The organism is Novosphingobium resinovorum, from assembly GCF_001742225.1.
Lineage (GTDB): Bacteria > Pseudomonadota > Alphaproteobacteria > Sphingomonadales > Sphingomonadaceae > Novosphingobium > Novosphingobium resinovorum_A.
Genome location: NZ_CP017075.1, coordinates 1,869,691 through 1,892,418, shown reverse-complemented (window position 1 = coordinate 1,892,418; position 22,728 = coordinate 1,869,691). Strand labels below are relative to the sequence as shown.

General features: G+C 65.9%; 24 protein-coding genes, 1 tRNA gene and 1 pseudogene. 17 read left to right on the top strand and 9 right to left on the bottom strand.

The window, feature by feature from the left end:
• The first annotated feature begins 19 nt into the window (after positions 1-19).
• Together BES08_RS08795 and BES08_RS08790 are read left to right on the top strand one after the other, a co-directional pair.
• Positions 20-304 carry a hypothetical protein gene (locus BES08_RS08795; RefSeq protein ID WP_036528601.1) on the top strand — a complete coding sequence of 95 codons (285 nt, stop codon included), beginning with the start codon at positions 20-22 and terminating at the stop codon, positions 302-304.
• A 250-nt stretch (positions 305-554) separates the two neighbouring features.
• The gene (locus BES08_RS08790) at positions 555-1,808 is read left to right on the top strand and encodes an MFS transporter (protein WP_069708121.1); all 1,254 of its coding nucleotides are present in this window, start codon (positions 555-557) and stop codon (positions 1,806-1,808) included.
• A 53-nt stretch (positions 1,809-1,861) separates the two neighbouring features.
• Here BES08_RS08790 and BES08_RS08785 read toward each other — a convergent pair whose 3' ends face one another.
• On the bottom strand, positions 1,862-3,622 hold the full coding sequence (locus BES08_RS08785) for a fatty acyl-AMP ligase (protein ID WP_069708120.1): 1,761 nt from the start codon (positions 3,620-3,622) through the stop codon (positions 1,862-1,864).
• 150 nt (positions 3,623-3,772) lie between these two features.
• Here BES08_RS08785 and BES08_RS08780 point away from each other — a divergent pair, with 150 nt between their 5' ends.
• The 5 genes and pseudogenes from BES08_RS08780 to BES08_RS34620 all read left to right on the top strand — a co-directional run.
• Complete coding sequence (locus tag BES08_RS08780) at positions 3,773-4,348, top strand: regulatory protein RecX (protein ID WP_069708119.1); 576 nt, start codon at positions 3,773-3,775, stop codon at positions 4,346-4,348.
• Entirely contained in the window at positions 4,349-4,840 is a 492-nt protein-coding gene (locus BES08_RS08775) for a DUF192 domain-containing protein (protein ID WP_036523565.1), read from the top strand. It abuts the gene before it with no gap.
• Positions 4,841-5,119: 279 nt separating this feature from the next.
• The gene (locus BES08_RS08770; RefSeq protein ID WP_069708118.1) at positions 5,120-5,866 is read left to right on the top strand and encodes an SDR family oxidoreductase; all 747 of its coding nucleotides are present in this window, start codon (positions 5,120-5,122) and stop codon (positions 5,864-5,866) included.
• 60 nt (positions 5,867-5,926) lie between these two features.
• Positions 5,927-6,334, top strand: coding sequence for an NADH:ubiquinone oxidoreductase subunit NDUFA12 (locus BES08_RS08765; protein WP_008830824.1), 408 nt, complete (start codon positions 5,927-5,929; stop codon positions 6,332-6,334).
• Positions 6,335-6,458: 124 nt separating this feature from the next.
• Positions 6,459-6,758: pseudogene (locus BES08_RS34620) on the top strand (DUF2155 domain-containing protein); the annotation flags it as partial.
• Between the two features lie 35 nt (positions 6,759-6,793).
• Here BES08_RS34620 and aat read toward each other — a convergent pair.
• Entirely contained in the window at positions 6,794-7,603 is an 810-nt protein-coding gene (gene aat / locus BES08_RS08755) for a leucyl/phenylalanyl-tRNA--protein transferase (protein WP_197524441.1), read from the bottom strand.
• A gap of 113 nt (positions 7,604-7,716) precedes the next feature.
• Here aat and BES08_RS08750 point away from each other — a divergent pair.
• The 9 genes from BES08_RS08750 to BES08_RS08710 all read left to right on the top strand — a co-directional run bounded on the left by BES08_RS08750 (position 7,717) and on the right by BES08_RS08710 (position 14,987).
• Positions 7,717-7,792: transfer RNA gene (locus BES08_RS08750), tRNA-Trp, on the top strand.
• Positions 7,793-8,040: 248 nt separating this feature from the next.
• Positions 8,041-9,576 carry a hypothetical protein gene (locus tag BES08_RS08745; RefSeq protein WP_008830821.1) on the top strand — a complete coding sequence of 512 codons (1,536 nt, stop codon included), beginning with the start codon at positions 8,041-8,043 and terminating at the stop codon, positions 9,574-9,576.
• Between the two features lie 133 nt (positions 9,577-9,709).
• Positions 9,710-9,904 (top strand): preprotein translocase subunit SecE, encoded by a 195-nt coding sequence (gene secE, locus BES08_RS08740; protein ID WP_008830820.1) that lies wholly within the window; start codon positions 9,710-9,712, stop codon positions 9,902-9,904.
• 28 nt (positions 9,905-9,932) lie between these two features.
• Positions 9,933-10,469: a transcription termination/antitermination protein NusG gene (nusG, locus tag BES08_RS08735; protein WP_008830819.1), complete on the top strand. Its 537-nt coding sequence runs from the start codon at positions 9,933-9,935 to the stop codon at positions 10,467-10,469.
• A gap of 213 nt (positions 10,470-10,682) precedes the next feature.
• Positions 10,683-11,612 (top strand): acyltransferase family protein, encoded by a 930-nt coding sequence (locus BES08_RS08730; RefSeq protein WP_069708116.1) that lies wholly within the window; start codon positions 10,683-10,685, stop codon positions 11,610-11,612.
• Positions 11,613-11,616: 4 nt separating this feature from the next.
• Positions 11,617-12,681: an acyltransferase family protein gene (locus BES08_RS08725; RefSeq protein WP_008830817.1), complete on the top strand. Its 1,065-nt coding sequence runs from the start codon at positions 11,617-11,619 to the stop codon at positions 12,679-12,681.
• Positions 12,682-12,850: 169 nt separating this feature from the next.
• Entirely contained in the window at positions 12,851-13,282 is a 432-nt protein-coding gene (gene rplK, locus BES08_RS08720) for a 50S ribosomal protein L11 (RefSeq protein WP_008830816.1), read from the top strand.
• A gap of 4 nt (positions 13,283-13,286) precedes the next feature.
• A complete protein-coding gene (rplA, locus tag BES08_RS08715; RefSeq protein ID WP_008830815.1) occupies positions 13,287-13,985 on the top strand; it encodes a 50S ribosomal protein L1 in 699 nt (232 codons plus the stop codon).
• Positions 13,986-14,138: 153 nt separating this feature from the next.
• The gene (locus tag BES08_RS08710) at positions 14,139-14,987 is read left to right on the top strand and encodes a TauD/TfdA dioxygenase family protein (RefSeq protein ID WP_008830814.1); all 849 of its coding nucleotides are present in this window, start codon (positions 14,139-14,141) and stop codon (positions 14,985-14,987) included.
• Between the two features lie 182 nt (positions 14,988-15,169).
• Here the strand turns inward: BES08_RS08710 and BES08_RS08705 are convergent, their stop codons facing one another.
• From BES08_RS08705 to rimO, 4 genes are all read right to left on the bottom strand, one after another.
• Entirely contained in the window at positions 15,170-15,727 is a 558-nt protein-coding gene (locus BES08_RS08705; RefSeq protein ID WP_036523580.1) for a hypothetical protein, read from the bottom strand.
• Positions 15,717-16,478, bottom strand: a complete 762-nt coding sequence (locus tag BES08_RS08700) for a competence/damage-inducible protein A (RefSeq protein WP_036523583.1) — start codon at positions 16,476-16,478, stop codon at positions 15,717-15,719. Before BES08_RS08700 ends, BES08_RS08705 begins: the two co-directional genes overlap by 11 nt.
• A 244-nt stretch (positions 16,479-16,722) precedes the next feature.
• The gene (gene tenA / locus BES08_RS08695; RefSeq protein ID WP_069708114.1) at positions 16,723-17,385 is read right to left on the bottom strand and encodes a thiaminase II; all 663 of its coding nucleotides are present in this window, start codon (positions 17,383-17,385) and stop codon (positions 16,723-16,725) included.
• A 290-nt stretch (positions 17,386-17,675) separates the two neighbouring features.
• Positions 17,676-19,055 carry a 30S ribosomal protein S12 methylthiotransferase RimO gene (gene rimO, locus BES08_RS08690; protein ID WP_069708113.1) on the bottom strand — a complete coding sequence of 460 codons (1,380 nt, stop codon included), beginning with the start codon at positions 19,053-19,055 and terminating at the stop codon, positions 17,676-17,678.
• A gap of 131 nt (positions 19,056-19,186) precedes the next feature.
• Between rimO and BES08_RS08685 the strand changes: the two genes are divergently transcribed.
• Positions 19,187-19,579 (top strand): DUF1761 domain-containing protein, encoded by a 393-nt coding sequence (locus BES08_RS08685; protein WP_008833528.1) that lies wholly within the window; start codon positions 19,187-19,189, stop codon positions 19,577-19,579.
• A gap of 144 nt (positions 19,580-19,723) precedes the next feature.
• Here BES08_RS08685 and BES08_RS08680 read toward each other — a convergent pair whose 3' ends face one another.
• The 3 genes from BES08_RS08680 to surE are packed head-to-tail and all read right to left on the bottom strand — an operon-like array spanning position 19,724 to position 22,589.
• Positions 19,724-20,749 (bottom strand): potassium channel family protein, encoded by a 1,026-nt coding sequence (locus tag BES08_RS08680; RefSeq protein ID WP_069708112.1) that lies wholly within the window; start codon positions 20,747-20,749, stop codon positions 19,724-19,726.
• Complete coding sequence (locus tag BES08_RS08675) at positions 20,746-21,828, bottom strand: LysM peptidoglycan-binding domain-containing M23 family metallopeptidase (RefSeq protein ID WP_069708111.1); 1,083 nt, start codon at positions 21,826-21,828, stop codon at positions 20,746-20,748. Before BES08_RS08675 ends, BES08_RS08680 begins: the two co-directional genes overlap by 4 nt.
• On the bottom strand, positions 21,828-22,589 hold the full coding sequence (gene surE, locus BES08_RS08670; RefSeq protein ID WP_008833525.1) for a 5'/3'-nucleotidase SurE: 762 nt from the start codon (positions 22,587-22,589) through the stop codon (positions 21,828-21,830). The genes BES08_RS08675 and surE overlap by 1 nt, the downstream gene beginning before the upstream one ends.
• Positions 22,590-22,728: the final 139 nt, after the last annotated feature.

Sequence of the window (22,728 nt, the reverse complement as noted above, 5' to 3'; positions counted from 1 at the left end):
CGGCGGCAATGGATGCACCATGAAAGACGAGGAAATCATTCTGCGCATCGAAACGTTCGACGCGGCCAACGGCGGCGGCGTCGGATGGTATGAGAACAAAGGCGCTTACCATCTCTATCTGCTGGCAACCGAGGCACCGATCGCCCGCCTCAAGCCTGTCGGCACGCGTGACGAAGTCAGGCTCGGCTACTGGTCACACCAGCGAAAATGGGAAAATATCGATGATATGGGCGGATGCGTCTTGCCCCTCGATCAAGCACTCGACCACGTTGCTGAAAACAGCATCTTCTGGACCTGGACCTGACCAAAAACGTACAAAGTCGAGCTGAGAATCCGTTTGGAAATTCGCCGCAGGCGAATTTCGCGGCACCGGCCCACGCCTCCAACCGGCCTCCCACGGAAGTATACTTGATGGGAGGCCGGTTGGAGGCGTGGGCCGGTGCCGCTAAGAAAATGCCCTCTTGGGCATTTTCCAAACAGACTCTGAAACGCTATCGCCGCCGCGATTGGAGTTCACGCGCTTTGCCCTAGTCTCTCCGGCGGGAGAGACAATCATGGGCGACGGCAGGGCACTACAGGAATGGAAGCGCGGCTGGCCGGTGGTCGCCGCGGCGATGGCGGGGTTCTCGTTCTTCTCGGTGCTGATCTCGGCGACCGGGCTGTTCATCGAGCCGCTGGAACGGGCTTTCGGGTGGGACCGAGCGACGCTGTCGATGGGACCGGCGATCGCGACCGCAGTGACGGCGCTCCTGTCGCCGTTCTACGGTGCACTGATCGACCGCTTCGGCTCGCGGCGGCTGGGACTGCCGGGGGTCGTCGTGACGATGGCGGGAACCTGCATGTTCGCCTTCGCGAGCGGATCGAAGCTGCAGTGGGTGGTGATGTGGATCGCCTTCGGGCTGATCCTGACGTCCATCAAGTCGACGATCTGGACGACGGCGGTAGCAGGAACGTTCGACAAGGGCAGGGGCCTTGCGCTCGGCCTTGCCGTGACCGGCCCGGCCATCGCGCAGACGCTGGTGCCGCCGCTCGGCAACTTCCTGATCGAGAGTTTCGGCTGGCGCGCCGCCTATGTGTGGTTCGGGCTCGGCTGGGGCGGGGTGACGCTGCTGGTATGCTGGCTGTTCCTACGCGATGCCCACGATCGGCGGCCGAAAGCGGACGGGGCCGCGCGCGCCGTGCTGCCGGGCCTGCACAAGCGTGAGGCACTGCGAAGCCGGGCCTTGCTTCAGGTGGCGGTGTCGTCCTTCGTGGTGATGGCGATGACCATCGGGCTGGGCATCCACCTTTTTCCGATCCTCACCGAAGCGGGCGTTGCGCGCAGCGAGGCGGCGTGGCTGCTGTCGCTGGGCGGCATCGCCGGGATCGTCGGCAAGCTGGTGACCGGGGCGCTGCTCGACCGGTTCAGGCCGAACTGGACCGGCAGCCTGACGATGGGGGTGACGGCGGTGACGTTCGTGGTGCTGATCCGCTTCCTCGATTCGATGCCCGCGCTGATCGCGGCGCTCGTCATCAACGGCTATGCGGCGGGCTCCAAGACGCAGATCACCGCGTTCCTGACCGCCGGATATGCGGGGATGCGCAATTTCGGGATGATCTACGGCGTCATGTCGGCGCTGGTGGCGCTGGCTTCCGGGCTTGGCCCGTGGATCGCAGGGAAGGTCTACGATACCTCGGGCGGGTACGAGCCGTTCCTCTGGGCGGGTGCGGTCGGCTGCGTACTGGGCGGCGCGCTGCTGCTGGCGCTGCCGCCGATGCCGAAATGGGATCAGGCAGAGGCTGAGTCCTCCCCTGAACGCAGACAATAAAAAAACGGGGCGCCTTCCGACGCCCCGCCTTCTGTTCCATTGTACCGGAACGATCAGGCCGCCAGCTTGAACGGCTCGATCTCGCCCGAAAGGTACAGCTTCTTGGCCTTTGCGCGGCTGAGCTTGCCCGAGCTGGTGCGCGGCAGGCTCTTGGGCGGCACCAGTTCGACCACGCAGTTCATGCCGGTGATCGAGCGCACCTTGTCACGGATCAGGTCGCGCAGTTCGACGCGCTTGACCGGATCGGAGACGCGGCAGTGGACGAGCACGGCGGGGGCTTCCTCGCCGTTGTCCGTCTCCACAGAGAACGCCGCGATGTCGCCGTGGTTGAAGCCGGGAAGCTGCTCCACGGCCCACTCGATGTCCTGCGGCCAGTGGTTCTTGCCGTTGATGATGATCATGTCCTTGGCGCGGCCGACGATGAACAGGTAGCCGTCCGTCATGTAGCCCATGTCGCCGGTGTCCAGCCATCCGTCGACGAGGCACGCGGCGGTCGCCTCGGGGTCGCGGAAGTAGGAATGCATCACCGACGTGCCGCGGCACCAGACCTTGCCGATCTTGTGGTCGCCCAGCGTGTCGCCGTTTTCGCCGCGGATCACCACTTCCATGTCGCGCACGGCCTTGCCGCAGTTGACGATGGCGCGGTAGCGGGCCGGGCGGTTGAGATCGCGCGGCGCGCCCGAGAGGCGCTCCTCCTCGACCAGTTCGACGCGGATGCCTTCGCCCGGCGGCATGACGGTGACCGCCAGCGTCGCTTCGGCCAGGCCGTAGCTGGGCAGGAACGCGGATGCCTTGAAGCCCGCATCGGCGAAGGCGTTGACGAAGCTCTGCATCACGTCTGGGCGGATCATGTCCGCGCCGTTACCGGCGATGCGCCAGCGCGACAGGTCGAAGCGATCGCTGACCGGGCTCTGGCTGGAGATGCGACGTGCGCAGATGTCGTAGCCGAACGTCGGCGAATAGGACGCCGAAGTGCCCTTGTTGCGGGTGATGAGGTCCAGCCATGCCAGCGGGCGACGCGCGAAATCCTCGGTCTTGAGGTAATCGGCGGAGACCTGGTTGGCGATCAGCGACAGGAAGCAGCCGACGAGGCCCATGTCGTGATACCACGGCAGCCACGAGATGCAGCGGTCGCTGTCCTGGAACTGCATGCCGTGCGCGTGGCTGGCAAGGTTCGACAACAGCGAGCGGTGAGTCACCGCGACGCCGTGCGGGAAGCGGGTGGAGCCCGAGGAATACTGCAGGTAGCAGATATCGTCCGGATCGGCCTTGGGCAGCGCGACTTCGGGCGCATCTTTCGCAGCGAAATCGGCCCAGGTGGCATGGGCACAGCCCTGACGCTCGGCCGCAGCGGCGGTCATCGTGGCGATCTCGTCCGGACCGATCAGCAGGATCGGGTCGGAGCTGGAGAGCTGCACGGCCAGCTGGTCGATGTAGTTGTCCTTGCCGCCGAAGCTGGTGGGCAGCGGCAGCGGCACCGGCCAGGCGCCCGCGTAGACCGCGCCGCAGAACAGCGCCGCGAAGTCCACGCCGGTTTCGGCGATGAGGGCGATGCGATCGTCCTTCTTCACGCCGCGCGCGATCAGCGCATAAGCGACCTTGAGCGCGTCTTCACGCAGCTCCGAGAAGGGGTAGACGCGCGTGAGCGTGCCGCGCGGATCGTGGAAATTGAACCCGCGTTTGCCTGTGGCGGCATAGTCCAGGGCGTCGCCGAAGGTGGCGAAATCGGCGAAAATGCGCGGCAGCGCATCCTCGTTGGGGGTGGAGATAAGTGCCTGCCCCGTATTCGGCACCAGTTCGATGGTGTCGGCCATATGATCTAACCCGTTGTAGTTATACCGTTACTCTCGCGAGACCGGCGCTTCTATCCGGTCCAATCTGAACCGGAGGTAGCTGTGTTGCGTCCCAGTACGGTCTCACGCACTCTCCCCAATCCAAGCCGACTGTGGCACGAATAGGGCAGCATGTCGGACAAGCGTCGCAATCCACAGCGTGGACCACACCCACTCGACCCATCCCGTCTGGAGGAACTGGCGCTGGCCTATGTCGCGCGTTTCGCCACGACGCAAGCCAAGTTGCGCGGTTATCTGCAGCGCAAACTGAGGGAGCGGGGCTGGTCGGAAGAGGCCCAGTCGGAAGGAGGGGGCCCCGATGTGGAGGCGCTGGTCGAGCGCTATGCACAGAAGGGCTACGTCGACGATGCCTCGTGGGCGCGGATGAAGGCGGGCAGCCTGCTGCGGCGTGGCTATGGCGCGCGCCGGGTGGGCGAGGCGCTGGGGCAGGCAGGCGTGGACGAAACCCTGCGCGCCGAGGCGCGGCCCGGCATTGCCGAGCAGCGCCGCGCGGCGCTGGTGCTTGCGCGGCGGCGCCGATTCGGTCCTTTCGCCGTTCAGGTTGCGGAAGACCCCAAGGTGCAAGATCGGCAACTCGCCGCGATGCTGCGCGCCGGGCACCCGCTCGACATCGCGCGCCGGATCGTCGAGAGCGAGGACGCCGACGCGCTCGAGGAATGGTGCGAGTCGGAATTCGGAGACTATTGAATGCGCCTTACCCGCTCCACGCTTGCCGTTTCGCTGCTGCTGGCCTTCGCCGCGTGCTCGCAAGGGGGGCAGGAGGCCACGGCCAAGGCGTCACAGGCACAAGCTGCGGTGCATCCGATTTCCGGGCTGCCGGTCAAGGACCTCAAGGTGAAGTCGGCGAACGGCACCCACGCGTTCCGGGTGGAGGTCGCCTCGACGTTCAAGGAGCAGGAGCACGGGTTGATGTTCCGCTCCGAGATGGGCGCGGACGAGGGCATGATCTTCCCGAACAAGCCGCCGCGCCGCTCCGCTTTCTGGATGCGCAATACGGTGATTCCGCTCGACATCATCTTCATCGGCACCGACCACCGCATCCTCAACATCGCGGCGAATGCGGTGCCTTATGATGAGACGCCGCTGCCTTCGGATGGCATCGCTGCGGGCGTGCTGGAACTGAACGGCGGCCGCGCGGCGCAGCTCGGCATCAAGGCGGGCGACAAGGTCAGCTGGTAAAGGGTCAGCTGGTAAGCGGGCGTCATCCCGGACTTGCTCCGGGACCGCTGGCAGTGAACCGCCCTCTTCGCGGCGAGGCTGCGCGTGACCCTTCGACAAGCTCAGGGTGAGCGGGGTTCGTGTAACGATCGTTGAACAGCAGCCTTTTAAGACTGGCCTTTCAAATCCGCTCAGACTGAGCCTGTCGAAGTCCCCACGGCAGGGTGCTGCCCAATAGGCGAGGTGCCGCCCGCGTCCCGTCTGCCCTAGCTTCCCTCCCGAACGACACGGGAGAGACGGATGGGTTCGCTGACGGGAAAGACGGCGCTGGTGACCGGCGGTTCGCGCGGGATCGGCCGGGAGGTGGCGCTGAGGCTCGCGGCGGACGGCGCGCGGGTCTGCATCAACTACAACAACAATGCGGCCGCTGCCGAAGAGGTCGTCTCGGCGATCCGCGATGCCGGGGGCGACGCCTTCGCCCTGCAGGCCGACGTCGGTTCGGCCGAGGCCATCGCGGCGATGTTCGCGGCCTTCGATAAAGAGGCGGACGGCCTCGACATCCTCGTCAACAACGCGGGCATCGGCGAGATGGCGACGATCGCCGAGACGGACGAGGCGCTCTACGACGCGATGATGCGGGTGAACGCCAAGGGGCCGTTCTTCGTCACGCAGGCGGCGCTGTCCCGGCTGCGGGACGGTGGGCGGATCGTGAACCTTTCGTCCATGGTGGCGCGTGCGGCTTATGCCTCGTGCGTCGCCTATGCCATGAGCAAGGCGGCAGTGGAGCATTTCACCCGCTCGCTGGCGCAGGAGCTGGGCGCGCGCGGTATCACCGTCAACGCGGTGGCGCCGGGCGCGACGATCACGGATTTCGCGCCCGCGCTGTTCAACGATCCGGCGACGGTGGACTATCTCGCCTCGGTCGCGGCGCTCGGGCGGGTGGGGCAGCCGGGCGACGTCGCGCGGGTGATCGGCTTCCTGTGCGGCCCGGACGGCGCATGGGTGACGGGTCAGGTGATCGAGGCGAGCGGCGGGATGCATTTGTAGCACCCGAAGGTGCCTCTTCGCGCTTGCGTTGGGGGGCGCTTCGGGGCTAGTGCGCGGCACATGGGAATCCTGTCCAAGATCTTCACCTGGTGGGACGGCGCCACCATCGGCACCTCGCTCTGGAGCTCGCGCAATGGCGAGCATGTCGGCACCGACGCGCAGGGGAACAAGTACTATCGTTCCAAGAACGCGAAGGTGAAGACCACCGAGGGTTGGGATCGCCGCTGGGTGATCTACGCCGGCGCCAACGACGCCAGCAACGTCCCCGCCGAATGGCACGGCTGGCTGCACCACTCGTACGATGGCGTGCCCGAAAGCCATCTGCCCGCGCCGCGCATCTGGGAAGTGGACTACACCCCCAACGCCACCGGCACCGCGACCGCGTATCGCCCGCAGGGCGCGCTGGAGCGTGGCGGCCGCCGCGCTGCCGCCACCGGCGACTACGAAGCCTGGTCGCCGGAAGCCTGAGGGCTCACGCGTGATTCGCTGGAGGGCTTTGACAGCACTCTCGTTGCTGTCGGTCCTGACGGCCTGCGGTGGTGAGCCTGCGCCCGAGGCGCAGGACACCAGCGTCCCGGATGCCATCGCCGGAATGCAGGCCGGGCCTGCACAGGCCGCGAAAGGCCAGCAGATCGGCACGCCCAACAAGGACCGCGTGGTCACGCTGGGCGTCCTCAACAAGCGCAACAACCTGACGCAGGACCTGGTGATGAAGCCGGGCGAATCGCGCCGCCTCGGCAATCTCGTCGTGAAGGTCGCCACCTGCGAGAAGACGCTGCCCTGGGAAAAGCCGCAGGAAGAGGGCGCCTTCGTCCAGGTCTTCGTCGAACAGCGCCGCACGACCGAGGAAAAGCTGGCGTGGAACAAGGTGTTCTCCGGCTGGCTGTTCAAGAACAACCCCGGCGCCAACGTGGTCGAGCACCCGGTCTACGACGTCTGGGTCAAGAGCTGCGCGATGAGCTTCCCGGGCGAAGAAGCCAGTCCGCAGGACGACGCGTCGCCGAGCAGGGCTTCGAACGCCTCGGGCAGTGAGAGCACTCCGGCCCCTGCCGCGTCGCCGAGCGCTTCTCCGACGGCGGCCGATCCCGAGCCGGTCGAGGAACCCGCTGTCGAGCAATAGCCCGACTGGGCTGCCTGCAGCAGCGACAAATATTTTTTCTGCGGCATCTCCACCGCGCCCAGCGAGGCGAGGTGCGAGGTCATGAACTGGCAGTCGAGCAGGGTGATGCCGCCCCGTCGCAGCGCCGCCACCAGCCAGCACAGCGCTACCTTCGACGAATCGCTGACGCGCGAGAACATCGATTCGCCGCAGAACACACGGTCGAAGCCGACGCCGTAGAGCCCGCCGACCAGTTCGCCATCGCGCCAGACCTCGATCGAATGTGCGTGGCCGAGGAAATGCAGGTTCTCGTAGCTGGCCTGGATGCGGTGGCTGATCCAGCTGTCTCCCCCGTCATCATTGGCATCCCCGTCGCGCGCCTGTCTCGGCGCTGCGCATTCGTCCATGACTTGCGAGAAGGCGCGGTTGCAGGTGACCTCGAACTTCCCGCGCTTGAGGGTGCGCGCGAGCGATGAGGATACGCGAAGCCCATCGAGCGGCAGGATCGCGCGCAGGCGCGGCTCGATCCAGAAGATCTCCGGATCGTCGCGCGCGTCGGACATGGGAAATATCCCGCTGCGATAGGCGAGCATCAGGAGTTCGGGCTCGATGATCGGATTTGAGCGGGGCGCGTGCACGAAAGCGTCCTAGCAGATGGGGATAACGAGCGCGAATCGACATATTCGCTCCGCCGGTCCACAATCGCCGCTTGCCATCGCGCAAGTCCTTCATTAGAGGCCCCCGAGCCCGCAGGAGTGTAGCTCAGTTGGTAGAGCATCGGTCTCCAAAACCGAGGGCCGTGGGTTCGAGTCCCTCCACTCCTGCCAGCATCTTCCCAAGATCGCGATAATCTTCCCTTCGGGGAGATCCGGATGCGGGGCGCCGAAGTGTGCCTTGCACGATGGTGCTTCGACAAGCTCAGCATGAGCGGAAACGGGAAGACGGCTTCTTCATTCCGCTCATGCTGAGCTTGTCGAAGCACCATCGTCGGGTCACGACGTTCAATTGCGGGCCAAGTTGCTTTACGAGAGCCCGTTCGCCGATTCGGGCTACTAGCGGGAAGACACAGTCGTACATGCACGCCAGCGCGCATCCTGACGCCGTGGAGGCCGAAGCGGCCACCTCCAACTCCGGCACCGACACTTACAAGCGTACGCGCCACGAAGCCTTGTGGATGGGCATCGTCCTGTCGCTGCTGGCGATGCTCCCCGCGATCGTCGCCTGGGCGCCGCAGATGACCGACTATCCCTCGCACCTCGCCGGGTTCAAGGTCATGCTCGATCACGGGCACGACCCGTTCCTGACGCGCTATTTCCTGTTCAAGTGGGAATGGACCGGCAACCTCGGCGCCGAACTGCTGATGGTGCCGCTGACGAAGATCATGGGGCTGGAAGCTGCGGGCCGCTTCATCGTCGCGGCCATTCCGTTCCTGACCGGCATGGCGATCATGGCGGTGGAATGGAGTCTCAGGAAGCGCATCGGTGTTGGCGCGATCCTGGCCTTCGCGATGATCTGGTCGCCCTCGTTCCTGATGGGCTTCCTCAACTATTCGCTGTCGATTGCCTTCGCGCTGTTCGTGCTGGCGGGCTGGGTGCGGCTGGAGAACTGGCGCTGGCGCTGGGCGGTGATGATCCCGGCCAGCTTCGTGGTGTGGCTGTGTCACGTCTCGGGCTGGGGCGTGATGGGCGTGCTGATCTTCGGCTATGAATGGTCGAAGCGTGCAAGCTGGCGCGACTGGCGGCCGTTCCTCAGGCCCTGGCCGCTGATCTTCCCGCTGCTGCCGATGCTGCTTGGCGTGGGTTCGAACTCCAAGGTGTCCTACGGGCGCTTCGGCGTGCTCGAATACAAGTGGCAGATCCTCTACCGCGCGATGCGCAGCTACGACATGACCTTCGACATCGCCAGCCTGTGCGTGGTGGTGGCGGTGATCGTGGCGGCGCTGGCGATCCGCCGCTTCGACGGGCGCGTCGGCTGGGCGGCGTTGATCCTGCTGATCCTGACGCTGGTGGTGCCGCGCCAGATCTTCGGCGGCGACTATGCCGACTATCGCCTGAGCACCGCCGCGCTGCTGGTCGCGTGCCTCGCGATCGACTGGCCGGTGCCGCGCTGGGGCCTCGCGCTGGCGGGGCTGCTGTTCACCGCGCGCATCGCCGTCACCACGGTGGTCTGGTATGAGGATGCGCAGACCGCGCGCCAGCTCGTCACCGCGCTCGATTACGTTCCCGAAGGCTCGCGCGTGGCGACGGCGATCGCGATTCCGCGCCGCCAGTGGTTCTTCGGCCCGTTCGAGCACTTCGGCAGTTACGCCGTGGTTCGCCGCAGTTCGATGGAGAATTCCAACTTCGCGTTGCCCGACGTCCACATGCTTTCCATGCGAGAGACGCGCTACCGTTTCAACGACCCGACCCAGCGTATTCTCTACAGCGACAGCCAGCGGATCGACTTGCGCAAGTTCAAGCCCGCGCGCCATGCCGACTACCTCTGGTACATCGGCACGAAGGCGCCGGTGGCGATCCCGGACGGGGCGCGGATCGTCTTCGCGACGCCCAACTCGTTCCTTGCACGCCTGCCGGACTCGGTGGACCTTGCAAATCCGGACAGTGGAAGCTAAATCCCCGTTTCCTCCCGACAGGCGGACTTCATCAGCCCCTCCCGGCCTCGGCCGGGGTGGCGATGGCCCCTAGGCGGAAGAATCGCAGAATTTTCCGTGACCAAAGCGGCATAGCTAAGAGAGCGACGTTAAGATGGCCAAGATCACCCCCGGCGAATTCATGCGCCAGGTTCAGGCGGAAACGCGCAAGATCCACTGGCCTTCGCGCCAGGAGACGGTCACGACCGCGATCTTCGTCGGCCTGATGACGGTGCTGCTGGCGGTGTTCTTCCTGGGCATCGACGCGCTGTTCGGCTGGGTCGTCAGCGCTCTGCTGAACGCCCTTTGATCGCCAGAATACAGGACTGAGAGAACACATGGCCCGCTGGTACATCATCCACGCCTACTCCGGCTTCGAGAGCAAGGTTAAGGAAGCCATCATCACCGAGGCCGAGCGCATCGGTCTTTCGCAGCTCGTCGAGGACGTGCAGGTTCCTTCGGAAACCGTCACCGAAGTGAAGCGCGGCAAGAAGGTCCAGACCGAGCGCAAGACGATGCCCGGCTACGTCCTCGCCAAGCTGACGCTGAACGACGACGTCTACCACCTCATCAAGAACACCCCGAAGGTCACCGGCTTCCTGGGTGCCAACAACAAGCCGCAGGCGATCAGCGAGAGCGAGGCCTCGCGCTACTTCGGCGCCGCCGAAGCCGCTGCCGCCGCGCCGCGCAAGACCGTCTCGATCGATTACGAGATCGGCGATTCGGTCAAGGTGCTCGACGGCCCGTTCGCGAGCTTCAACGGCATCGTCGAGGAACTCGACTTCGAGAAGAGCCGCGTCAAGGTGGCGGTCTCGATCTTCGGCCGCGCCACCCCGGTGGAGCTGGAATTCGAGCACGTCGAACTCAGCAAGTAAGGCGCGGGCGGGGGGCTCCCCGGATCCTTCGACACGCTCGCAGATGAGCGGTGTTGGGGTAAGGGGCGCTCTCAGTCCCGCTCATGCTGAGCGTGTCGAAGCACCATGGCCCTCGGTGGCCGGTGCAGGATAACGCAGACGCCCCGCCCGAGTGCGGGGCGTTTCGCGTTTCGGGAAACGGCGAATTAACCACTCCGGGTGCATGGATGCCCCATGCACAGGGGGCGCCTCGACGGACTGGATGGCTTGCGCGGGATCGCCGCGCTGTGCGTGTTCCTCTCGCACGTCTTTCCCGGATACCCGACCAGCGCCTATCTCGCGGTCGATTTCTTCTTCATGCTCAGCGGCTATGTCATGGCGCGCAGCTACGAGCAGCGGCTCGCGGCGGGCGGCGGGCGCGCCTTCATGCTGGCGCGCGTTCGCCGCCTGTGTCCGACGATCCTGCTGTCCGGCCTTTTCGCGCTTCCCTGGCTGCTGAGCCAGCCGGACACGAGCGCGACTTTCGTGCTGGTCTGCCTTGCGCTGCCCTTGCTCATCAACTTCCCGGCGTGGTCGATCGGCGCGGAGCTTTTCGCCAACCTCGTCCACGCGCTCGGCCTAGCGCGGCTCGGTACGCCGCGGCTGGCGCTGCTCGGCACGGTGTCGTTCGCGGCACTGGTGGTTACCGCCTGGGGGCATGGCCTCGATTTCGTGCCCGGCCGGGCGGTCTGGTGGGCGATCGGCCTGCGCGCACTGGTGCCCTACATCGCGGGCATCGTCCTCCATCGGCTGTGGCGGGACCAGCCGCCTTTCGCGCCCAGTGCTTCGCTCACTTTCGCGGCGATGCCCGTCGCCCTTGCGCTCGCCACCCTGTTTCCGGCCACGCGCGGCTGGGCAGACCTGGCGTTCATGGCGCTGATCTGCCCGCTGTTGATCGCCGGAGGGCTGCGCCGCGGGCAGGGTAGCCGCCTCGCGCAAGTGGCAGGCGCCTTTTCGTTCCCGCTCTACGCTGCGCATGCCCCTGCGATTCTGACGCTGCAGGCATTCGGCCTCGGCTGGCCATGGCGCCTTGCCGCCGGGCTTGCGGCCGGCGCGCTCGTCATGATCGTGATGGAGCGCATGCACACTCACTCGACCGGCGCACCGGTTCTGAAAGCTGCGTGAAGACATGACCACGGAACCCGTCCCAGCGAAATCCGGCACGCGGCTTACGGCGCTCGACGGCTTGCGGGGCATCGCCGCTGCCGGGGTCGCGTTCCTCTACCACCCGCTGCTGGAACTGGACCCGGCGGTCATGGCCAAGGCGCCCGCGCCGATCGTCTGGCTGCGCGACTGGGGCTGGAGCTTCGTCGATCTGTTCTTCCTGATCTCGGGCTTCATCTTCGCCCATGTCTATTTGCGTGAGCGGCGGCTCGACCGCGCGGGCCTTGCGGACTTCGCGGTCGCGCGCATCGCCCGGCTCTATCCGCTGCATCTGCTGACTTTCGCGATCTGCGTCGTGCTGTTCCTCGGCGCGCCGGAGAACACCTGGTATGCCTTCTTCGCGCACCTGTTCATGATGCAGGCTTTCGTCGAGCCGCTGGGCCACACCTTCAACGGGCCGAGCTGGTCGATCTCGGTCGAGCTGGCCTGCTACACCCTGTTTGCGCTGGGTGCGGTCAGCGGCGAGCGGACGCTGCGCTGGGTAACGGCGGCGGCGATCCTTGTGCCGGTCGGCTATCTCGTATTCTTCGCCAGCGCAGGCGGCCCGTGGATCGCCGACTGCATTCCGCGCGGCCCCTTGGGCTTCTTCCTCGGGCAAGTGCTGTGGCGCTGCCGGGAGCGGATCGCGTGCGTTCCCGCTATTGTGCTGGTCGCGCTCATGGCGACGGGCCTGCTGCTCGAAATGGGCCGCTTTTCGCCCTTACTGCCGCTGTGCCTGCTCGCATGGCCCGCCGCGCTGTGCCTGTCGCTGCGCATTCCGGCATTGGCGAGCCGTCCGCTGCTGTGGCTTGGGGATCGCAGCTATTCGATCTACCTCGTCCACTTCCCGCTGCTTCTCGTCTGCATCCCCACGATCGAGAGCACCACCAGCGGCTTGACGGCGAGCGCCATGCTGCTGGCCTTCGCAGCCGTGGTGCTGGTGCTTGGCGACTTGGCCTATCGCCGCCTCGAAGTGCCTTCGCGCCGCGCGATTCGCGGGCTATGGCAGCGCCGCCGCAAAGTTGTGGCGCAAGGCGCGGTTGCCGCCTGAAACGGGCTCTTTCCTTTCCTGCGCTTTTCCTATAGGGGCGCCCCCTTCGGACATGGCCTTGCCGTGCCCGATTCCCTGCGGGAGGGGCGCTGATCACACGGCGCCCCGCCAAAACCGCTAGACATGAGCCTCGGGAAACCGGGGCGACAGTGTGAAAAGGAGCGGCCCCATGGCCAAGAAGATTACCGGTTACATCAAGCTGCAGGTTCCTGCAGGCAAGGCCAACCCGTCGCCGCCGATCGGTCCGGCTCTGGGTCAGCGCGGCGTGAACATCATGGAATTCTGCAAGGCGTTCAATGCCGCCACGCAGGAACTCGAGAACGGCATGCCGATCCCGACCATCATCACCGTTTACGCCGACCGCAGCTTCACCTTCGTCACGAAGACGCCGCCTGCCACCTTCCTCATCAAGAAGGCCGCCGGTCTGAAGTCGGGCTCGAAGGAGCCGGGCAAGATTTCCGCCGGTAAGATCGCGCGTTCGAAGCTGTCCGAGATCGCCCAGGTCAAGATGGCCGACCTCAATGCCAACGACATCGAGGCCGCAACGAAGATCATCGAAGGTTCCGCTCGCGCGATGGGCCTCGAAGTGGTGGAGGGCTGAGCCCATGAAGCAGACCAAGAACCAGAAGGCTCTCGCAGCCAAGCTCGGCGACAACATGAAGCTCTACGGCGTTGACGAAGCGCTGCAGACCCTGCGTGACGTCAAGGCCACCAAGTTCGACGAGACCATCGAAGTCGCGATGAACCTGGGCGTCGATCCCCGCCACGCCGACCAGATGGTCCGCGGCATGGTCTCGCTGCCCGCAGGCACCGGCAAGACCGTTCGCGTCGCCGTGTTCGCCAAGGGTGACAAGGCTGCCGAGGCTCTCGCCGCCGGTGCCGACAAGGTTGGCGCCGAAGACCTCATGGAAGACATGCAGGCCGGCAACCTCGACTACGACCGCGTCATCGCCACCCCGGACATGATGGGCGTCGTCGGCCGTCTCGGCAAGCTGCTGGGCCCCAAGGGCCTGATGCCGAACCCGAAGCTGGGCACCGTCACCCCGAACGTGACGCAGGCCGTGAAGGACGCCAAGGGCGGCCAGATCGAGTTCCGCGTCGAGAAGCAGGGCATCATCCACGCCGGCATCGGCAAGATGTCGTTCTCGGATGCCGACCTGAAGACCAACTTCTCGGCTTTCGTGGACGCCATCGTCAAGGCGAAGCCCTCGGGCGCCAAGGGCAAATACGTCCGCAAGATCTCGCTCTCGTCCTCGATGGGCCCGGGCCTCAAGATCGACACCACCGAGATCGCCGGCGCCTGATTTCAGCGCTGACGTAAACGGACTTGAAGGGCCGGGAGGGAAACCTCCCGGCCCTTTTCGTTTGTGCGATATCTGTGCCGTTTACGCTCGCCGCGATCGGGTGTATTGGCGTGCTGTACACATGTTCAGCATAACGCCGGGAGAGACGGCCAGATGGCTATCCGTTTCGAAGACATCAAGGAATTCATCGGTTCGCGCGTGCTCTGGGACGACCGCGCCGACTTGTTCACGCCCGAGGCAGCCGCAGCGATTCGCGCCAAGGTGGAGGAGCGCACCGTTGTGGTGTTCCCGCAGGCGAACCTAACCGACCAGGAGCAACTCGCCATCACCGAGGCGATGGGCGAGAAGATCCGCCTGACCGCGCGCAACAACGTGCAGAACAACGACCAGGACGTCTACCAGGTCACGCTGGACGAGAAGATCAATCCGCAGCCCGAATACGTGCTGGGCACTTTCTTCTGGCACATGGACGGCATCACCGTGGACATGCCGCCGCCCTTCGCGACGCTGCTGTCCTGCCGCATCGCGCCCGACAAGGGCGGCGAGACCGAGTTCGCCAGCACGTATGCCGCTTACGAGGGCCTTCCCGAAGAGGAGAAGCAGGCGCTCGAGGGGCTGAAAGCGGTGCATTCGGTGCGCGCGAGCCTCTCGCCGATCGCCGACGCCATCCCGGAAAAGCACCGCGAGAAGGTGCTCGGCATTGGCCTGATCAAGGAGCATCCGCTGGTGTGGACGCACGAGTCGGGGCGCAAGTCGATGGTCATCGGCACCACGGCGGACCACATCGTCGGCATGGAAGTCCCGGCGGGCCGCGCCATGCTGATCCGCCTGCAGGAATGGGCGGCGCAGCCCGCGTTCTCGCTGCGCCACAAGTGGACCAAGGGCGACTTCGTGATCTGGGACAACACCGGCGCGATGCACCGGGCGATCCCCTACGACAAATCGACCGGGCGCATGATGCACCGCACCTCGATTGCCGGGACCGAGGCGGTCGCGGCGTAACGTTACGTCGTCCCGGACTTGATCCGGGACCGCTGGCGGTGAACGGCTCCATAGAGCCGCGTGGGATGCGGGGGCTTCGACAAGCTCAGCCTGAGCGGGATTGATAGGGCATTACACTAACTCCGCTCACCCTGAGCTTGTCGAAGGGTCGCAGCTGAGCTTGTCGAAGCCCCCGCCGACGATCAGCGCAGGTTGGCCGCCGTGTAGCACTCGACAAGGTAAGCCAGCGGGCGTCCGTCGGGCAGGACCAGCATTGCCTGATGCGTCGAGATCGTGTCCGCCGGGCAATTCTCCGCCGGTCCCGCCACAGTCGCGAGCGGACGCCGCTTGAACCCGAGCGGGGCGACGACTTTGCCGAACGGCGTATTCGTCACGCGCAGAGCCTCGTTCATCGCGGGCGTCAGCCGTGCCGGGACGTACCAGTTCCACGCGACCGAAAGCACCGTGCCGCCGCAGCTCAGGCGCACATTGCGCAAGGCGAAAGTCTCGCCGTCCGCAAGCCTGAGATGCTCGCGCATCGCTGCGGGAGGAGCCTCGCCGCCGGTGGCCAGCGTCTGCGCGGTGATCCGCGGATCGGTGACGCCGCGCATGCCGCACCATTCCTCCAGCGCCAGGGTTGCGCTGTCGTGGCGGCGCAGGACCGTCTCGAACTGTTCCAGCGTGGCGGCGGGCATTGCAGGCGAAGTTGCGGAAGCCATCACGGCCATGATCGCAGCAGGCGCCGCAAGCTCAAATGCCACCGGGCACCGCCGGGCGGCCCATCGCCGCCAGTCCTTCGACGAGCGCGCGGGTGCAGGCGGCGAGATCCTCGGCGCTGACCGAACGGATCACGAAATTCGCGCCGGTGCGCCCTTCGCCCCAGAACGGGTAGGAGCCGATCTGGCAGGTCTCGAACGTCTTTTCGGTTTCGCGCAGCAGTTCGGCCACTTCGCTTTCACCCACCCAGCACCCGACCGTCTCGGACAGCAACGGCGCGCCGCCCTCAAGCTGGCCGGAGAGCGCGTCGAGCATCCCTGCGGTGATGCTGGGCACGCCGGCCATGATGAACACGTTGCCGCAGCGGATACCCGGCGCGCCGGTGTAGCGATTGGGGATCAGGCTGGCACCGTCCGGCGTGCGCGCCATCCGTAGGCGTGCCTCGGTCAGGCCGCCGCGCGTTGTGTAGTATTCTTCCAGGATCGCGCGGGCTTCGGGATGGACGATGACCGGCACGCCCAGCGCCTCGGCGATGGCGTCCACGGTGATGTCGTCATGCGTGGGGCCGATGCCGCCGGTGGTGAAGCAGTAGTCGTTGCGCGCGCGCAGGGTGTTCACCGCCTCGACGATGGATGGCGTCTCGTCGGCGACGACGCGCACTTCCTTCAGGCGGATACCCTGGATCTGCAGCCAGGTGGCGACCTGGGCGATGTTCTTGTCGTGCGTGCGGCCCGAGAGGATTTCGTCGCCGATGACGACGAGGGCGGCGGTGAAGATTCGCTGCTGGGAAGCCATGGCGGTATCGCTAGGGCAAATGGGCGCGCGGGGCTAGGGGGCTCGCAAATCTGCTCGCGGGTGCAAAAAGAAAGGGCCGGTCCGAAGACCAGCCCTGTAGAAGTTTTGGGAGAGGATGCCTGAAAGGCGAGTTCCTTATGTTCGGAATCCCGCTTTGCTGCAAATGCGAAAAGATTGAGCAAAGTTGCAAGGAATGCAACTTGAAGCGTGTACGTGGGAAACCGTGGTTTTGTGCGGTTGCACGTCAGATCGGCCAGATTGCGCGATGATAGGCGGAATCCCAGAACATCCATTCGAAGCGCGTTGCATTGCGGAACGCGGTGACCATGGCCGCGCGCGTCGCGGCCGTGGCGTTTTGAGCGGCTTCATCGACAAGGGCGCGGACCCGGTCGGTCGCTTCGCCGAACGCGGGCGCGGCGTACGTGTCGATCCAGGCGGCATAGGGATTGGGCGAGGCGGCGCGCGGCTTCACGTCGCAGCCGACCTCCCAGTAGACCCAGAAGCACGGGAGGATGCCCGCGATCAGTTCCTCGTAGCTGCGCGTTGCGGCCAGTGCGGACAGGTAGCTGGTGTAGCCGAGGCATGCGGGCGTCGGCTCGCTGGCCGCCGCGATCTCGGCGGTGACGCCGAACTGGGCGAAGAATGCCTGGTGCAACGCTTCCTCGACCTGCACGGCGACTTTGGCTCCGTCGGAGAATTCGAGGCGGCCGCTCGCGGTCGGTGCGCGCGCCGCGGCGAGAGCGAGGGCGCGGGAATACTCGGCGAGGTAGAGGCTGTCCTGCACGATGTAATGCCGGAAACTTTCGGGCGCGAGCGTTCCGGCGGCCAGTTCGTTCAGGAAGGGGTGATCGAGGATCGCCCGGCGCAGCGGTGCGACGTCTTCCCAGACCGTTTGGCAAAAGCTCATGCGCGAAGTTCCCTCGGATGCGAAAGTCGGGCGCGCTTAAAGCAGGATCAATTGCGAATGACCATCTTCGTCGCTGCGATCGCAATGACGAAAGTGCCGGGGGACCATGCCTCGCGGCGCGGAACGCAGGCAAAAAGAAAGGGCCGGTCCGAAGACCAGCCCTGTAGAAGTTTTGGGAGAGGATGCCTGAAAGGCACCCCCCATATGCTTTCGGAGGGTGATTCCCGCAAACGCGAAAACCATTACATAAGTTGCATGTCTTGCAACGATCGCCCTCTGTGCGCTGAGCGTCAACTTTGTAAAACGGCCCCATAGAGGTCGTGCTCGTCCGCATCTTCGACGAGAACTTCAACGATATCACCGACTTGCAGCCCACCAGCGTCGCGCAGGAAGACGTTTCCGTCGATCTCTGGCGCGTCCGCCTGCGAGCGGCCGGTTGCACCGACGTCACCGTCTTCGTCCGCTTCGCCCACTTCGTCGATGATGACGGGCAGCACGCGGCCGACCTTGGCGGCGAGCTTCGCGGCGCTGATCGCGGCGGTCTTTTCCATGATCCGCTGGTAGCGCTCTTCCTTGACCTCTTCCGGCACCGGATCGGGCAGGTGGTTCGCCGAGGCACCCTCGACCGGTTCGAAGCGGAAGGCGCCGACGCGGTCGAGCTGCGCTTCGTCGAGCCAGTCGAGCAGGTACTGGAAGTCCGCCTCGGTCTCGCCGGGGAAGCCGACGACAAAGCTGGAGCGGATCGCGATGTCCGGGCAGATCTCGCGCCACTTGTGGATGCGGTCGAGCACCTTGGCCTCGTTCGCCGGGCGCTTCATCGCCTTGAGCACCGACGGCGCCGCGTGCTGGAACGGGATGTCGAGGTAGGGCGTGATCAGCCCTTCGGCCATCAGCGGGATGACGTTGTCGACGTGCGGGTAGGGGTAGACGTAGTGCAGGCGCACCCACGGCTTGCGGCCCTGTCCGTCCTTCAGACCGCCGAGTTCGCGGGCAAGGTCGGTCATGTGGGTGCGGACCGCGTGGTCCTTCCACATGCGTTCCTCGTGGCGAACGTCGACGCCGTAGGCCGAAGTGTCCTGGCTGATGACGAGCAGTTCGCGCGTCCCGGCCTGCACGAGCTTCTCCGCCTCGCGCAGCACCGCGTCGATGCGGCGGCTTGCCAGCTTGCCGCGCAAGCTGGGGATGATGCAGAACGAGCAGGCGTGGTTGCAGCCCTCGGAGATCTTGAGGTAGCCGTAGTGGCGCGGCGTCAGCTTCACGCCGGCGTCGTCGTAGGCCTGCGGGATCAGGTCGAGGTAGGGCGAGAGTTCGGGCGGGGCCGCCTCGTGCACCGCCTCGACGACCGCCTCGTACTGATGCGCGCCGGTCACCGCGAGGACTTGCGGGAACTTGGCGCGGATCGCCTCGGCCTCGTTGCCCATGCAGCCGGTCACGATCACGCGGCCGTTCTCGGCGATCGCCTCGCCGATGGCGGCAAGGCTTTCTTCCTTGGCGGAGTCGAGGAAGCCGCAGGTGTTGACGAGCACGACGTCGGCACCGGAATAGTCCGGGCTCATGTCGTAGCCGTCCGCGCGCAGGCGGGTGAGGATGCGCTCTGAATCGACGAGCGCTTTCGGGCAGCCGAGGCTGACCATGCCGACTTTCGGCGGGGAGGGGAGTTCGATAGCCATGGGATTGGCGCGCCCGATACCCGCAAATGACGTCCGAGTCACGAAAAACGAATTTTGCGGGTGATTCGCAAAACTTGCACAAGTGCACGGAGCCTGCAAGACAGGGCGCCGCACTTAGGGAAGGATTGGAAATGGGTCCGGTGAACTGGCTGGCGGTCGTGCTGGCCGCAGCGCTCGCGGTAGCGGCGGGCGTCGTGTGGAACACCGTGCTGTTCCGTGACGGACGCCAGATCGTCCCCGGCAGTTCCGAACGTGCGGGCGGTTACATCACCATGGCCGTGGTGTTCCTCATCAGCGCGGCGATGCTGGGGCATGCGCTTGCCCGGATCGGCGCCGAGACGCTGGCGGCGAAGCCTTGGCTCTACTTCATGCAGAGCGGCGGACTGGCGATCGCCTTCGTGATGCCTGCGGTGTGGCTGACGCACTCACGCAGCCGCACCGAACCGGCGCGGCGGGTGATCGACTGCGCGTTCTGGCTGGTCGCCTACCTGGCGATGGGGCTGGTGTTCTGGGTATTCGGGTAAGGTTGCTGCAAACACTGTAGTCATCCCAGCGCAGGCTGGGACCGCTGGCGGCTGTGCGCCCAACCCTCGTCAAAGCGCCCTCACGCTACGCAGGTTTTTTGCGGCTAGCGGTCCCAGCCTGCGCTGGGATGACGAGAATGGCCCTCAAGGCGTGACCGCGATCTCCACGATCACATCACCCGGTTCCAGCACTTTCGCGCCGGGCTCCCAGAAGCCGATGCACTGCTCGCCGCGATAGATGCGCACGCCCTTGCCGGTGGCCAGTTGATCGAGCGACTTGCCCACTTCCTCCGGCCGGACAGGCCGTTCGACCAGCTGCACCCGCCCGTCCACGGACGCGAGGTCGGACATGTACTCGGCGATGTGCTGCCCCTCCGCCGAGCCCGCCAGCAGCAGGCCGGTGAAGCGCACGGGATTGATGACGTTGTCCGCACCCGCCTGCCGCGCCAGCAGTTCGTTGTCGTCGGCGCGCACCACCACGGTGATCGGCACGCCGGGGGCGAGGTGGCGCGCGGTCAGCACGATCAGGATCGAGGTGTCATCGCGCCCCGCCGAGACGAGGATCGTGCGCGCAGCGTCGATCCTCACGGCGGCCAGCGTCTCGTCGCGGGTGGCATCGCCTTCGAGCACGTTGCAGCCCTGCTGCTCGGCATGGCGTAGCCGTCCCGCGGACGGATCGACGACGACGATGCAGGCCGGGTCGGTGCCGCGCGCGATCAGTTCCTGTACCGCCTGCGAGCCGCTGACGCCGAAGCCCAGCACGACGACATGGTCGGACAGGCGTTCCTGAATGCGCTTCATGCGCCAGCTCTCCCAGCTATGCTTGATGAAGTAATTGTAGGCGGTGCCCACGAAGATGAAGATCACCGCGAAGCGGATCGGCGTGACGATCACCGCCTCGATCAACCGCGACTTGTCGCTGACCGGCGCGATGTCGCCGAAACCGGTAGTGGTGATCGAGATCATGGTGAAATAGAACACGTCGAGGAAGCTGACGGTCCCGTCGTGCGTGTCCTTCAGGCCGTCGCGGTCGATCCAGTGGAGCAGCACCACAAGCATCACCAGCGCGAAGGCGCCGCCCAGCCTGAGGCCAAGGTCCGCCCATACCGGCAGGTCGACCGCGCGCTTGAGCGGTTTCGCCAGCTTGGGAGGCAGTTTCGGCTTCTTCACGGAGCCTTGGGCAACTGGCCCAGCGGATCGACGGGCTGGCCGTCCTGGCGCACTTCGAAGTGCAGTTCGCTGCCCTTGGCGCGCCCGGTGTCACCGACCAGGCCCACGCGTTCCCCGGCGGCGACTTTCGCGCCTTCCTTCACCGTGACGCGGCTGAGGAAGCCGTAGGCGGTGAACCAGCCGCCGCCGTGGTCGAGCACGACGAGGTTGCCGAACTGGTTCTTCTCTGCCCCCGCGAACTTGACGGTTCCGGCAGCGGCCGCACGGACCATCGTGCCCTTGGCGGCGGGAATGTCGATGCCGTCGTGGTAGTCGGAGCCCGTCGTGTACCCGCGCCGCACGGTGCCGGTCAGCGGCCACGCGAACCGCGCGGAGCGAGGTGCCGGGGCCGCAACCACCGGCTTGGGTGCGGGCACGATGGTCTTCGCGGCACCCTTGGGTGGTTCGATCAGCGTCGGGATCAGCAGGTTCTGGCCCGGCTTCACCGGTGCGGCCGGATCGAGGCTGTTGGCGAGCGCGATCTGCTCCCACGGAACGGCGGTGTCCATCGAGATGGAGAAGCCGGTTTCCCCCGCCTTGACCAGATGGCGGCCGGTGCGCGGAATCCGCAGCTTCTGGCCGACGCGCACGTCATAGGGCGGCTGCAGGCCGTTGGCTTCGGCGATGAGGATGCGGGGCACCTTGGCGCGCGCGGCGATACCGCCGAGCGTTTCGCCGGTGGCGACGAGGTGTTCGGTCTCATACTCGGGCGCACCTGCGGCGGCCGGGGTGCGAGCCTCGATCACGCGGGCGGCGGTGGCGACCTTCTTCGCGGCAGGCGCTGCGGTGTCGGCAGCGCGGGCTACTTGCGCGGCTTTGCCGTCACGCGGGATTGCCAGCTTCTGGCCGACGCGGACCACGTAAGGTTCCTTGAGCGCGTTGGCCTTGACGATGGCGCTGGTCGAAACGCCCGCGCGGTTGGCGATGCCGTTCAGGGTTTCGCCGGACGCGACGACGTGGACCGTCTCTTCCTCTTTGGGAGCGGCGGCATAAGCGGGCGTGCTCGCAAGGGCGGCAGCGAGGAAGAGGGCGCGCTTCATCAGGCGAAACGCTCCGCCAGCGCCTGCATCGAGGCGTCGTGCGTAAGGTCGAGGTGCAGCGGCGTCACCGCAATGTAGCCCTCCGAGATCGCCTCGAGGTCGGTGTTGTGGCCCAGCGTGTGCTCGATGCCGTGGAGGCCGAACCAGTAATACGGGAAACCACGCGGATCGCGGCCCTCGACGACCGATCCGCGCGCGTAGTCGTGGAAGCCCTGACGCACGACGCGGATGCCCTTGATCGCATCGGCGGGCAGCGCCGGGAAGTTGACGTTGACCAGCGTGCGCGGCGCGAACGGCTGATCGAGCAGCGGGCGCAGCACTTTGGCGCCCCATGCCTCGGCGGCGGCGAAGTCCACGCCGTCGCCCATGTCTTCGCGCGAGGGGACCTGGCTGAGCGCGATCGAACGGATGCCCGCCAGCGCGCCTTCCAGCGCGGCCGAGACGGTGCCCGAATACGTCACGTCATCGCCGAGGTTGGCGCCGCGATTGACGCCCGAGAGGATCAGGTCGGGCGGTCCGGGCAGCGCCTTGCGCAGGCCCATCGTCACCGAATCGGTCGGCGTGCCGGTCACCGAGAAGCGCTTTTCCGCGTGCTGGCGCATCCGCACCGGGCGAGTGAGCGTCAGCGAGTGCCCCGCGCCGGACTGTTCCTCGCTCGGCGCGCAGATCCAGATGTCGTCGGAAAGCTGCGCGGCGATCTTCTCCAGCACATAGAGGCCGGGGGCGTTGATGCCGTCGTCATTGGTGAGGAGAATGCGCATATTCATGCCTTTAACCATAGTTGCGCAAGGGAGGCTACGCGAACCCGTTGCGGCACCGTATTTTCTTTCGTCATCGCGAGGGCCGCAGGTCCGTGGCGATCCAGGGCGGAATCGAGCTGCCCTGGATTGCTTCGCTATG

Coding starts and splice junctions, on each gene's coding strand:
- BES08_RS08795 (WP_036528601.1), top strand. CDS start 20: ATGAAAGACGAGGAAATCATTCTGCGCATCGAAACGTTCGACGCGGCC.
- BES08_RS08790 (WP_069708121.1), top strand. CDS start 555: ATGGGCGACGGCAGGGCACTACAGGAATGGAAGCGCGGCTGGCCGGTG.
- BES08_RS08785 (WP_069708120.1), bottom strand. CDS start 3,622: ATGGCCGACACCATCGAACTGGTGCCGAATACGGGGCAGGCACTTATC.
- BES08_RS08780 (WP_069708119.1), top strand. CDS start 3,773: ATGTCGGACAAGCGTCGCAATCCACAGCGTGGACCACACCCACTCGAC.
- BES08_RS08775 (WP_036523565.1), top strand. CDS start 4,349: ATGCGCCTTACCCGCTCCACGCTTGCCGTTTCGCTGCTGCTGGCCTTC.
- BES08_RS08770 (WP_069708118.1), top strand. CDS start 5,120: ATGGGTTCGCTGACGGGAAAGACGGCGCTGGTGACCGGCGGTTCGCGC.
- BES08_RS08765 (WP_008830824.1), top strand. CDS start 5,927: ATGGGAATCCTGTCCAAGATCTTCACCTGGTGGGACGGCGCCACCATC.
- BES08_RS08745 (WP_008830821.1), top strand. CDS start 8,041: ATGCACGCCAGCGCGCATCCTGACGCCGTGGAGGCCGAAGCGGCCACC.
- secE (WP_008830820.1), top strand. CDS start 9,710: ATGGCCAAGATCACCCCCGGCGAATTCATGCGCCAGGTTCAGGCGGAA.
- nusG (WP_008830819.1), top strand. CDS start 9,933: ATGGCCCGCTGGTACATCATCCACGCCTACTCCGGCTTCGAGAGCAAG.
- BES08_RS08730 (WP_069708116.1), top strand. CDS start 10,683: ATGCACAGGGGGCGCCTCGACGGACTGGATGGCTTGCGCGGGATCGCC.
- BES08_RS08725 (WP_008830817.1), top strand. CDS start 11,617: ATGACCACGGAACCCGTCCCAGCGAAATCCGGCACGCGGCTTACGGCG.
- rplK (WP_008830816.1), top strand. CDS start 12,851: ATGGCCAAGAAGATTACCGGTTACATCAAGCTGCAGGTTCCTGCAGGC.
- rplA (WP_008830815.1), top strand. CDS start 13,287: ATGAAGCAGACCAAGAACCAGAAGGCTCTCGCAGCCAAGCTCGGCGAC.
- BES08_RS08710 (WP_008830814.1), top strand. CDS start 14,139: ATGGCTATCCGTTTCGAAGACATCAAGGAATTCATCGGTTCGCGCGTG.
- BES08_RS08700 (WP_036523583.1), bottom strand. CDS start 16,478: ATGGCTTCCCAGCAGCGAATCTTCACCGCCGCCCTCGTCGTCATCGGC.
- tenA (WP_069708114.1), bottom strand. CDS start 17,385: ATGAGCTTTTGCCAAACGGTCTGGGAAGACGTCGCACCGCTGCGCCGG.
- rimO (WP_069708113.1), bottom strand. CDS start 19,055: ATGGCTATCGAACTCCCCTCCCCGCCGAAAGTCGGCATGGTCAGCCTC.
- BES08_RS08685 (WP_008833528.1), top strand. CDS start 19,187: ATGGGTCCGGTGAACTGGCTGGCGGTCGTGCTGGCCGCAGCGCTCGCG.
- BES08_RS08675 (WP_069708111.1), bottom strand. CDS start 21,828: ATGAAGCGCGCCCTCTTCCTCGCTGCCGCCCTTGCGAGCACGCCCGCT.
- surE (WP_008833525.1), bottom strand. CDS start 22,589: ATGCGCATTCTCCTCACCAATGACGACGGCATCAACGCCCCCGGCCTC.